The sequence below is a fragment of the Clostridium sp. CM041 genome, from assembly GCF_055081035.1.
On record NZ_CM143648.1, the window covers coordinates 751,179 to 763,726 of the forward strand.

A 12,548-nucleotide genomic window follows, 5' to 3' on the forward strand; every position below is an offset into this window, starting at 1 on the left:
ATACATTTATTATCCTAATTTAAATTCCCTGTGTAAAGCATTAATTGCTTTTTCAATATATCCCGTTTCTACAAGGCACCATATAGTCATATTAGAATCTGCTGTTTGCAGTACTTCAACATTTTCTCTAGTTAACGCCTTAAGTATTCTCGCCATAACGCCAGGCATACCTCTCATTTTTGAACCTATAATTGAAAGTTTACTACAATCCTTCACAAATGAATAGGACATATTAAGATCTCTTATTAAATCAGCAAATTTAGTAAAGTCTTTTTCATCAATAGTAAATATTTTTTCCTTAGGAAAAACATTTATAAGATCTATACTTATAAGATTCTCAGCTAAAATATCAAATATATCATCATAACTAGAACCTGAATTTTCACATATTTTTATTTGAATTCTATTATTCATATGCGTAATACCTGTAATTATATTTTCATAACCTTCATTTCCCAAATTACTAATTACTGTTCCATCACAATCATTCATAGTATTTTTTATTACTAATGGTATATTATACCTTCTACATATTTCAACTGCCCTTGGGTGTATAACATTTGCTCCTTGATCTGCAAATTGAAAGATTTCATCATAACTTATTTTTTTTATTAAAGTCGCTTCAGAAACTATTCTTGGATCCGCTGTCATAATTCCATCTACATCAGTGTATATTTGAGTCTGAGAGGCCTTAAGCGCTGCCCCTAGTATTGCAGCAGTAACGTCACTGCCACCTCTCCCAATAGTCGTGACATAGCCCTTTTCATCCATACCTTGAAATCCTGCTACTACTGGTGTTTTCCCTTTTTGTAAAATATCCAATATTTTTTTTGTCTCCACATTAAGTATTGCTGCATTGTTATAATTGGAATCTGTGATTATACCTGCTTGTCCACCAGTTAAAGGCACTGCATCAATTCCACAATTATTTAGTTCACCACACATTATTACAGTGCTTATAGTTTCACCACAACTCATTAGCAAATCTATTGCTAATGGATTAGCTACTTTGAAATTATCATCTACCAAAGATAACAATGTGTCTGTAGCGTAAGGCTCACCTTTTCTTCCCATTGCAGATACTACTACCACAGGAAAATATCCTTGAACCTTTGCATTTAAAACCTTGTTTACTACAAGCTTCCGTTTTTCCTCTGTTGAAACAGATGTACCTCCAAACTTTTGCACTAATATCTTCATTTCTGTCCTCCAAAATTATATATGAGATTTTTTTAAAAATTCATTATCAACATCAATTATTATAGTTCTGGAACCAATTTTTTTAACATACTCCCAAGGCACTTCGATAATATCGTTATTTTTTAAAAAACTAAATTTAGAACTTCCTTCATTTATAATTAAAAATTTTAAAAGCCCATTCTCATCAATAACTACATCATTATTACCTAGATTGCTATATTTGTCACCATCATTGATATTAATAATTTCATATCTTTCCATTTCACTATACAGTTTTATATTATCTTCCATATTATCATCTCCTTAACAACTCTCATAAAATACTATGAAATCTGTTAAGGATTTATGCATAATTTCTATATTTTTATAGATAAATCTACTTATTGATAGAAATAATATTACCTTTAAAAACTTTTTTAAGCATCTCTTTTTCTTTTCCTACATATGCAGAATTTATTATACCTTTTTCAAAAGTTTTTTCCATGACAGAATTTACCCTTTCCATATCTATTTCATTTATTTTTCGCAATACGTCTTCTGGCGTATTAATTTTGTTCATAAACATTACTGATCTCCCATTACTAAACATTCTACTACTTGTGCTTTCAAGCCCTAGGATATAACTACCCTTTAACTGTTCTTTAGCTTTACTTAACGTTTCATTGTCAATTCCGAGTTTAGCGAATATACTAACCTCTTCCTTTATTGCATTAATGGCAACTTCCACGTTCATTGGACTGAGTCCCGCATAAACGCTTACAACTCCTGTGTTTTTAAACGTAGATATATAACAATAGATTGAATAGCATAAACCTAGCTCTTCACGGATTTTTTGAAATAGCCTTGAGGATGCTCCTCCGCCTAATATATTGCTTAGTAAGATTAACGTGTATGTATCATCATTTCCAAGACCTACACCAGGTATTCCAAGACTCACATGGAATTGCTCAATATCTTTTTTTCTGAAATAATGTTGATTTAATATTTGAGGGCTACTATATTTAGTAATATTTTTGTCTTTACAATGCCATTTACCAAAATACTTTTCAACAAGACTTTCTATCATTTTCATGTCAAATTTACCTGAAATAGATATTACTGAGTTTTCGGGTATATAATGCGAGTCTATATAATCTACTAACATTTTTCTACTAAAAGATTTTACAGTATCAATCGTTCCTAAAATCGGTAACGAAATAGAATCTGTACCCCAGATTGCTTTTGTGTGTAAATCTGCTAAAACATCTTCTGGTGAATCTTCACTCATATTTATTTCTTCAACAATTACGCCTTTTTCCTTCTCAATATCATCTTCTGATAAATTACTATTGAAAATCATATCTGAAAGAATATCTAAGGATAGTTCTAAATGAGTGTCTAATGCTTTTATATAAAAACATGTAGCTTCCCTACCTGTAAAGGCATTTATTTGACCACCAACATCTTCAATCGCTTCAGCAATTTGTTTTGCAGTTCTACCACACGTTCCTTTAAAGAGCATATGCTCAATAAAATGTGATATCCCACTGCTAGTTATATTTTCATTTCTTGATCCATTTTCTACCCATAAGCCTACACTAACCGAATTTACATACTCAATATTTTCCACTACAACTCTTAACCCATTATTTAACTTAAACAAATTATACATATGCGCCTCTCCTTAATGAGAATTTATATTTACTATGTGCATATTAGGGCAATATTATTAAAAAAAAATAAAAAGGCATCTAAGCCCTTCTATTATTATTCTTTATCTTTGTTTTCATTTTCATTTTCGCTATCTTTCATAGCATCTCTTCTCGAAAGATTTACTCTTCCTTGATTATCTATTTCCATTACTTTTACTAATATTTCATCACCAACTGAAACTATATCTTCTACTTTATTTACTCTTGTAAAATCAAGTTTAGAAATATGCACTAGGCCTTCTTTATTAGGAAGTATTTCAACAAAAGCTCCAAAAGCAGCAATTTTTGTTACTTTCCCTAAATATATTTCTCCTACTTTAACAGATTTAGTTAGTTCTTCGATAATTTTTACTGCTTTATTGGCACTAACGCTGTCGCTTGACATAATTACGATTTGTCCATCGTCATTAGTATCTATTTTAACGCCGGTTTCTGCTATAATTTTCTTTATAGTTGCTCCGCCTTTACCTATTACGTCCCTAATCTTGTCTGGTGCTACATTTAGCACATACATTCTAGGAGCATAAAGTGACATTTCACTTCTTGGTTGCGGTATACATTCGTTCATTTTTTCTATTATATGAAGTCTAGCTTTTTTGGCATCTATAATTGCAGTTTTAATGCAATTATTAGATAATCCATGAAGCTTTGTATCAACTTGTATAGCTGTAATACCTTTAACAGTTCCAGCTACTTTAAAGTCCATATCTCCAAAGAAATCTTCTATACCTTGAATATCCGTTAATACTTTTTCTTTAGATAAGTCAGCATTTGTAATTAGTCCCATTGCGATACCCGCAGCAGGTCTTTTAATAGGAACCCCTGCATCTAATAGTGCTAAAATACTTGCACTTACACTAGCTTGAGATGTTGAACCATTAGAACTTAATACTTCTGACACTACACGAATAGCATATGGGAATTCTTCTATAGATGGTAAAAGTGGTTCTACTGCTTTTTCTGATAGTGCCCCATGACCAATTTCGCGTCTTCCAGGTCCACGCATTGGCTTAGTTTCTCCTACGCTATAAGCTGGAAAATTGTAATGATGCATATATCTTTTAGTATCTTCAGTACTTATTCCGTCTAGTATCTGGGCTTCTTTTAATGCTCCGAGCGTTGCAACTCCCATTACTTGGGTAAGTCCTCTTGTAAATAAACCAGTACCATGAGTTCTTGGAAGTATTCCTACTTCACAACTTATTTGTCTAACTTCATCAAAAGCTCTTCCATCTGGTCTTCTATTTTCATTTAACATCATATTTCTAACTATTTCTTTTTGAATATTATAGAAAACTTCACCGATATCTGATTTTTTATCTGCGTATTTTTCATTAAATTCAACACTTATTTTTTCTTTAATTTCGTCCACTTTTGTGTTTCTCTCATCTTTATCCATTATGTACATTGCTGTTTTTGTCATATCAACTGAAAATTCTCTTACTTCACTTTCGAGAGTTTCATCTATTTTATTTAATAAAGGTATAACTTTTTTCTTTCCAAACTTAGCTACAGCTTCTTCTTGGAAAGCTACAATTTTTTTACATGCTTCAAAAGCAAAGTCAATTGCATCTATCATTACATCTTCAGGTATTTCGTCTCCGTTTGCTTCTATCATTGTTACATTATCTTTTGTTGCACAAACTGTAAGTTTCATAGAACTAGCACTTTGCTCTTCTACAGTAGGACTCAATATAAATTTACCATCAATTAAACCCACTGAAACAGTTGCAACAGCATCCGTAAAAGGTATACTTGATAAACATAATGCCAGTGATGCTCCGTTCATAGCAAGTATCTCAGGTGAATTATCTTGTTCAACTGACATTACTGTACAAACAATTTGTACATCATTTTTATAGCCTTTAGGGAATAATGGTCTTAATGGCCTATCAATACCTCTTGCTGTTAAAATTGCTCTTTCTGACGGTCTTGCTTCCCTCTTTATGAATCCCCCTGGAATTTTACCAACAGCATAAAGTCTTTCTTCATATTCTACACTTAGTGGGAAGAAATCAATACCATCCCTTGGTTTTTCTGATGCATTTGCATTAATTAAAACTACTGTTTCTCCATAACTCATGACTATTGCACAGTTTGATAGCATTCCAACTTTACCATATTCAACTTTAAGATTTCTGCCTGCTACAGTAGTTTCTATAATATGAATCATATATTTGCCTCCCTTCAATTTGCTCTAATAATATTAGCTAACTGTATATATTTCCCCTAATCTAAAATAATAGAGCGGCTAAGCCGCTCTGAATTATTTTCTTAGTCCGAGTTCTGCAAGAATTGCACGATATCTTTCGATATCTTGGTTCTTTAAGTAACCGATCATACCTTTTCTTTGTCCAACCATCATTAAAAGACCTCTTCTTGAATGGTGATCTTTTTTATGAATTTTCAAATGTTCATTCAACTCTTGAATTCTTTCAGTAAGTAGTGCGATTTGCACTTCTGGAGAACCTGTATCTCCTTCATGTCTTGCATGTTTTAACATTACTTCTTGTTTTTTAGCTTTTTGCATTTAACAACACCTCCGAATATAATCCCCATATTCCAAGTACACCGTTGGTGATTCGGTGAACTTAGCATAAGGTTCAAATCAATTATAACAAACTAAGATTAAATTGTAAATTAATTTTTACATTTTAGCACTTATTTTTCTATTTTTTGATTTATTGCATATTCCTTATCCTTTAAAAGTTGCTTTTTTAATTCATCAATAGAATTAAATTTAACCTCATCTCTTATTCTGTTTATAAAATAAATTTTAACTATTTCATTATAAATTTTTTTATCAAAGTTTAAAATATGCGTTTCTACTGATAGCTTGCCACCTTCTACAGTAGGATTGTAACCTATGTTGGTTATAGCTCTGTAAAAGTTATTATCGTACTCCGCTAAAGTATAGTACACCCCTCCCTTAGGAATGATATACTCTTTATTGTAATTTAAATTTACAGTTGGAAATCCAATAGTTCTCCCAAATTGTTTTCCCTTAATTACTTTCCCACTAATAGTGTGTGGTCGTCCTAAAAGCTCATCTGCTTTTGTGATATTACCCTCCGCTATTAGATGGCGTATTTTTGAACTACTTACAATTTCATGGTTAATACTAACGGCTTCACAAACATATAGTTTATATCCTAAAATCGTACTATATGTTTTAAGCATTTCTACATCACCTAAATTTTTATATCCAAATCTATAATTAAAACCAACAACTATTCCCTTTGCATTATAAAACTTCACCATATTTTTTATGAACTCTTCCGGAGTTATCTTCATAAAATCTTTATTAAAATTAACTAAGTTAACAATATCAATACCAGTATTTTCTAATAAATTTATTTTGGTGTCATTATCCATTATTAACTTTGGACAAATTTCCTTGTTAATAACAGACAATGGATGATTTTTAAAGGTACAAATCATACTTTTAGCATTATTTTCTTTTGCTAATACTACTGTTCTATTTACAAGAGACATATGCCCTAAATGGATGCCGTCAAAACTTCCTAAAGCAATGTACGTTGGTTCTTTAAGTTTTGTTTTAAAATTATCTTTTATAACTAACATTTTAATATACTCCTATATAAATGATTTTATTAGCTTAACACTATCATTACTTCTATGTGCAATTCCAATAAAGTCATTATCTTTATTATATATATTATATATTATATCAACTTCAAATTTGCGAGTTAGTGCTTTATCTTTTACTACAACACCATTTAATAAGAATTTAACAAATCTATCTTCTATGGTAATTTTACTATTGTTTTGAAAAATCTTTTCTATAGGCATAACATGTTTGTTTATGTTTTCCTCGTTTAAATCTTCAATATTTATAGCATCTTCAATATGAAATGGCCCTGTAGCAATTCTTTGTAAATTCCACATCATACCACCACATTTTAATAATTGTCCAATATCATAACACAGACTTCTAATATATGTACCCTTAGAGCATTTAACCCTAAACTTTACGTAAGGTGTTTTTATATCAATAATATCTATATCATAAATTACTAAAGTCCTTGCTTCTCTCTCTATTTCTATTCCAGACCTTGCCAATTCATAAAGTTTTTTCCCATTAACCTTTAGAGCTGAGTACATAGGAGGAATTTGTTTTATTTCACCTATAAATGAATTAATAGCGCGAATAATTTCTTCTTCGGTTGCATTAACTTCACTTTCACTAAGAATTTTACCTTCTCTATCATAAGTATCTGTAATAACTCCCAACTTTAATTCAGCTTCATAAATTTTAAAGTCACCCATTATATAGTCAATAGCCTTCGTTGCTTTTCCTATACAAACAGGTAAAACCCCGCTAGCCTCAGGATCTAGAGTGCCAGCGTGGCCTACTTTTTTTACATTGCTGATTTTTCTTATTTTACGTACTACATCAAAAGAAGTAATTCCGGTAGGTTTAAATACATTTAATATACCATTCATTTCATCAACTCTTTTTCTAAAATTTCTATTAATTTAACTTTAGTATCATCAAAATTTGCTTCTGCATAAAAACCTGAAGCTCTAATATGACCTCCACCACTAAAACCTTCTGCAATTTTACTAACATCTACTAAAGACTTAGATCTTAAACTTACTTTAACACCTTTCTCAGCTTCTATTATAAGAATAGTAACTTCAACGGTATCTATTGAATCACCAAAAGTAATAACATCTGATGTATCCGTGGATGCCAAATTGAATTTTCCAAGTACATTTTTAGATATATGCATAATACAGACTTTACCATTGAGTTCTACTGTCATATCACTAATAATTTCTCCATAAAACTTTATCTTTTCAAATTTCTTATTTTCAAAAATTTTTCTATGGATGTTACTGAAATCTATACCTGTATTAATAAGTTCACCAGCGATACCATGAGTTACTGCTGTGGTATTCGAATGTCTAAAGCAGCCTGTATCAGTAAGTAAGGAAGTATACAAACATGCAGCTATTCCTTTGTCTAATTCTATATGAAGAAGTCTAAGAACTTCGTATACAATTTCTCCCACTGCAGAAGATTTTGTATCGACAAAATTTAAATCTCCATATAAATCATTAGATAAATGGTGATCTATATTTATTAATTCATTTTTTTTGTTTTGCATACATAAATCAGCATTAATTCTTTTAAAATCACCACAATCTAACACTATTACACATTGCGTATCTTTCAACGGCTGACTTGTTTTACCATTAATTTCATCAGAGCAAGGCAAAAATGAAAAAGTTTGCGGAATTACTTCTTTTGAAATTATATATACTTCCTTGTTTAATTTTCTAAGACCAATAAGCAGCGCTAATGCGCTACCAATTGAATCACCATCTGGCGAAGTATGAAAAGTTATAGCAATTTTTTTGAATAACTTAATTCTGGTAACAACATCATTAATCTTCATTGTTATCTTTTTCGTTGCCATCTTCCTCATTTATCTCTTCATTATTCTGAGTTTTTTCTTTTATTTGATTAAAAATGCCTTCTAAATGTATTGCACGATCTATAGTTTCATCTACCTCTATAATAACCTGAGGAACATGTCTTAACTTAACATGACTCCCTATTTCTTTTCTAATGAGGCTAGTTGAACTTTTAAGTGCTTGAAGTGTTTCTTTCTTAGCATTTTTGTCACCAAATATACTAACATAAATTTTTGTATAGCTTAGGTCTTTTGTTGTGTCTACTTTTGTTACACTTACCATAGCACTTAATCTTGGATCCTTTATTTTGTTTTGAATTGTATTGCTTACATCTTTTTTAATTTCTTCATTTATTCTACCATTTCTATAACTAACCATACAATTCACTACTCCTTATACTTATATTAATTTTGGTTTAACTTCTTCCATTATGAATGCTTCAATAATGTCGCCTTCTTTAATATCATTGAATTTTTCTACACTTAACCCACATTCAAATCCAGCAGCGACCTCTTTTGCATCATCTTTAAATCTTTTTAAGGAAGCTAAAGTTGATTCAGTAATTACTATTCCATTTCTAAGTACTCGTACACTACTGTTTCTCGTGATTTTACCGTTCAATACATAAGACCCTGCTATTGTTCCTACACTTGAAACTTTATATATTTGTCTTATTTCAACTCTACCTAAGACTACTTCTTTATATACAGGATCGAGCATTCCAACCATTGCATCCTTTATATCATCAAGAGCGTCATAAATTATTCTATAGGTTTTAATTTCTACATTTTCTTTCTCACCAATTAAAGAAGCATTATTATCTGGTCTTACATTAAACCCTATAATTATTGCGTTTGAAGCTGCTGCAAGTACAACATCTGTTTCTGTAATAGCGCCAACTCCAGAATGGATAACCCTTACTTTAACATTATCAGTAGATAATTTTTCGAGAGATTGTCTTACAGCTTCTACAGATCCTTGAACATCAGCTTTAACAATTACGCCAAGTTCTTTTACAGATCCTTCTTGTATTTGGCTATATAGATTTTCCATGGAAACTCTATTACTAGATTCAAAATGTTCTTCTCTTAAATTTGTTTTTCTAGTTTCAGCCATGTTTCTTGCAGTTTTCTCATCTTTAACTACATTAAATCTATCTCCAGCTGCTGGAACTTCAGATAATCCAAGTATTTCTACTGGTATAGAAGGTCCTGCTGTCTTTATTTTGTTACCCTTATCATCAAACATTGCTCTTATTCTTCCATAAGTTGAACCAACTATTATAGAATCTCCAGCTTTTAGTGTACCATTTTGCACGAGTAAAGTAGCAAGTGGTCCGCGACCTTTGTCAAGTTTAGCTTCTACTACAGTCCCTTTTGCAAGTCTACTAGGATTTGCTTTTAGCTCTAACATTTCTGCTGTAATCACTACCATTTCAAGCAAAGTATCTATACCCTCTTTAGTATGAGCTGATACTGGAACACAAATTGTGTCTCCGCCCCAATCTTCTGCTACAAGTCCATGCTCTGTTAATTCTTGCTTAACTTTATCAACATTAGCTCCTGGCCTATCTATCTTGTTTATAGCTACTATCATTGGTACTTTAGCCGCTTTACAGTGATTTATGGCTTCTTGAGTTTGCGGCATAATACCATCATCTGCAGCTACGACAAGTATAACTATATCTGTTATTTGGGCACCTCTTGCTCTCATTGCTGTGAAAGCTTCGTGACCAGGTGTATCTAAAAATGTAATTTTTTCACCATTAATATCGACAGTATATGCACCTATATGCTGTGTTATTCCGCCCGCTTCTGTTTCTGTAACTTTAGCTTTCCTAATACAGTCAAGTAGCGATGTCTTGCCGTGATCAACATGACCCATAACTGTAACAACTGCTGGTTTTTTGTCTGTATCTATTTCAACTTCAACATTTCCGAAGTCTTCTTCATCAGCAATTTTTCCTTCTTCTTCATCTTTTAGTACAGCAAGTGCACCATATTTTTCTATTACTTTTTCAGCTGTAGCGAAATCAATTTCTTGATTCATTCCAGCCATAACACCTATAAAAATAAGTTGTTTTATTACTTCTACATAGGGTCTTTTTAACGTATCAGCTAAGTCTTTAACTGTAATAGTACTTTTGATTACTACAACTTCATCATCTATTGCTTCAACAGCATTGTTTCCGCTTCCTAATTCGTCTCTACCTTTTCTACCTCTTTTTCTAATAACAACTTTATTAGCATCTTCATTAGCTAAGTTTTCATAGTGTTCCACTGTTTCATTTTTATTATCCTTAAGTCCTGAATTTTCATCACTATAAAGTTCCTTTATTAACTCAGCATCTTCTTCCTCAATCACACTCATATGATTTTTGGCCTTTATACTAAACTCTTCTAATAGTACATTAATTAATTCTTTACTTGACACTTCTAACTCTTTTGCTAATTCATATATTCTGACTTTTGCCAAATCATTCACCCCCGAAATTTAATTTATTCATCATTTTCATTCCATAAGCTTAATAGCTTATTACTCATTTTTTTGTCATTTACGCACAAAACATTGATCTCTGCTCTACCTAAGCACTTGCCTAAAGTCTCATTGGATATTCCTTCTATAAGAGGTATAACCCTTTTAATAGCTAATCTTCTAAATTTATCTTTAGTATTGGTAGCACTTTCTTCTGACAAAATTATGAGGGTCCCTCTCCCGTGCGATAGTGCATCCTCACATTGATTGTAACCTTCAATAAGTTTGCCTGCCTTTTTAGTTAAACCCAAAAATTGGAAAAATTTATTGTTCATGATTTACCTCATCCTCGTAATTTATCTTATCCCTTAGTTTACCATAAATTTCTTCACTTATTTTTCCACCTAAGTTTCGCTCTAATCTTTTTGTTTTAAAAGATTTTTCAAAGCATTCCATATTCTTACAAACATATGCGCCTCTACCTGGCTTTTTTCCTGTTAAGTCTATAGAAATTTCACCTTCTTTGCTCTGAACTATGCGTAATAATTCTTTTTTGCATTTCATTTCCATACAACCTGTGCACATGCGCTGAGGTATTTTTTTTACTTTCATAAAGCTATCACCTACTCTTCAGTAATGGTTTCAATTACTTTATTTTCATTTTCAATAATTTCAATATCTTCCATGTTATATTGAGCTTGTGTTCTACTTTTTATATCAATTTTCCAACCCGTCAATCTCGCTGCCAATCTAACATTTTGACCTTCTTTTCCAATAGCTAATGATAATTGATTATCTTCAACTATAACTTTTGCAGATTTAGAAACTTCTTCAACTACTACATTCAATACTTTTGCAGGGCTTAGCGCATTTGAAATGTACTCTTCAGATTTCTTGCTCCACTTAATAATATCAATTTTTTCATTTCTTAATTCATTAACTATGTTTTGAACTCTGATACCTTTTGGCCCAACACAAGCTCCCATAGCATCAACATTCTCATCATTTGAATATACCGCAATCTTAGTTCTTGATCCTGCTTCTCTTGAAATACTTTTTATTTCAACCACTCCACCAAAAACTTCTGGCACCTCTAATTCAAATAATCGTTTTACAAGACCTGGATGCGTTCTTGATACTCCTACTTGAGCACCTTTAGTAGTATTTTTAACCTCAACAATATATAGTTTCAACTTTTCATTAAAATTATATTCCTCGCCAGGCATTTGTTCGTTAGCTCCAAGCACAGCTTCAATTTTACCTAAATCTATAAATACATTTCCTCTATCTTTTCTTATAACACTTCCTGTAATAATATCAAATTCTTTGGTTATAAATTCATTATAAATTATATTTCTTTCAGCCTCTTTAATTCTTTGAATAACTACTTGTTTTGCAGCTTGTGCAGCTATTCTTCCAAATTTTCTTGGAGTAACCTCAATATCAACAGTATCATCAATTTGATATTTAGGGCTATATTCTTTAGCTCCTTCTAGTGATATTTCAGTGGCATCCTCAAATACTTCTTCTACAACTGTTTTTTGACCATAAATATGTATTTCACCTGTTTCTCTATTCATTGACACTTTTACACTTTGGTTACTATTAGATAGAGTAGCGAAATTCTTCTTATATGCTGCAACTAATGCATCCTCAATAGTTTCAAAAAGTAAATCTTCACTGATTCCTTTTTGTTCTACAATTTCTCTCAATGCTTCAATAAATTCCTGATTCATT

General features: G+C 31.4%; 13 protein-coding genes. All 13 read right to left on the reverse strand.

Annotated features, from left to right (window positions below):
• Positions 1–9: 9 nt before the first annotated feature.
• Complete coding sequence (gene dapG / locus ACWJJT_RS03675; RefSeq protein WP_462956089.1) at positions 10–1,200, reverse strand: aspartate kinase; 1,191 nt, start codon at positions 1,198–1,200, stop codon at positions 10–12.
• 15 nt (positions 1,201–1,215) lie between these two features.
• Positions 1,216–1,491, reverse strand: coding sequence for a YlmC/YmxH family sporulation protein (locus tag ACWJJT_RS03680; protein ID WP_165412185.1), 276 nt, complete (start codon positions 1,489–1,491; stop codon positions 1,216–1,218).
• An 85-nt stretch (positions 1,492–1,576) separates the two neighbouring features.
• Positions 1,577–2,851: a M16 family metallopeptidase gene (locus ACWJJT_RS03685; RefSeq protein WP_462956090.1), complete on the reverse strand. Its 1,275-nt coding sequence runs from the start codon at positions 2,849–2,851 to the stop codon at positions 1,577–1,579.
• A 95-nt stretch (positions 2,852–2,946) separates the two neighbouring features.
• Positions 2,947–5,064 (reverse strand): polyribonucleotide nucleotidyltransferase, encoded by a 2,118-nt coding sequence (locus ACWJJT_RS03690; protein WP_462956091.1) that lies wholly within the window; start codon positions 5,062–5,064, stop codon positions 2,947–2,949.
• A 93-nt stretch (positions 5,065–5,157) separates the two neighbouring features.
• Positions 5,158–5,421 (reverse strand): 30S ribosomal protein S15, encoded by a 264-nt coding sequence (gene rpsO / locus ACWJJT_RS03695; RefSeq protein WP_165412182.1) that lies wholly within the window; start codon positions 5,419–5,421, stop codon positions 5,158–5,160.
• Positions 5,422–5,552: 131 nt separating this feature from the next.
• On the reverse strand, positions 5,553–6,476 hold the full coding sequence (locus ACWJJT_RS03700; protein WP_462956092.1) for a bifunctional riboflavin kinase/FAD synthetase: 924 nt from the start codon (positions 6,474–6,476) through the stop codon (positions 5,553–5,555).
• Between the two features lie 12 nt (positions 6,477–6,488).
• Positions 6,489–7,358, reverse strand: a complete 870-nt coding sequence (gene truB / locus ACWJJT_RS03705) for a tRNA pseudouridine(55) synthase TruB (RefSeq protein WP_462956093.1) — start codon at positions 7,356–7,358, stop codon at positions 6,489–6,491.
• Positions 7,355–8,317, reverse strand: a complete 963-nt coding sequence (locus tag ACWJJT_RS03710; protein WP_462956734.1) for a DHH family phosphoesterase — start codon at positions 8,315–8,317, stop codon at positions 7,355–7,357. The genes truB and ACWJJT_RS03710 overlap by 4 nt, the downstream gene beginning before the upstream one ends.
• Positions 8,307–8,714, reverse strand: coding sequence for a 30S ribosome-binding factor RbfA (rbfA, locus tag ACWJJT_RS03715; RefSeq protein WP_462956094.1), 408 nt, complete (start codon positions 8,712–8,714; stop codon positions 8,307–8,309). Before rbfA ends, ACWJJT_RS03710 begins: the two co-directional genes overlap by 11 nt.
• A gap of 21 nt (positions 8,715–8,735) precedes the next feature.
• On the reverse strand, positions 8,736–10,811 hold the full coding sequence (infB, locus tag ACWJJT_RS03720; RefSeq protein WP_462956095.1) for a translation initiation factor IF-2: 2,076 nt from the start codon (positions 10,809–10,811) through the stop codon (positions 8,736–8,738).
• Between the two features lie 23 nt (positions 10,812–10,834).
• Entirely contained in the window at positions 10,835–11,149 is a 315-nt protein-coding gene (locus tag ACWJJT_RS03725) for a ribosomal L7Ae/L30e/S12e/Gadd45 family protein (RefSeq protein WP_187351404.1), read from the reverse strand.
• A complete protein-coding gene (gene rnpM / locus ACWJJT_RS03730; RefSeq protein ID WP_462956096.1) occupies positions 11,136–11,423 on the reverse strand; it encodes an RNase P modulator RnpM in 288 nt (95 codons plus the stop codon). Before rnpM ends, ACWJJT_RS03725 begins: the two co-directional genes overlap by 14 nt.
• Positions 11,424–11,434: 11 nt before the next feature.
• Positions 11,435–12,547: a transcription termination factor NusA gene (gene nusA / locus ACWJJT_RS03735; protein ID WP_462956097.1), complete on the reverse strand. Its 1,113-nt coding sequence runs from the start codon at positions 12,545–12,547 to the stop codon at positions 11,435–11,437.
• Position 12,548 lies beyond the last annotated feature (1 nt).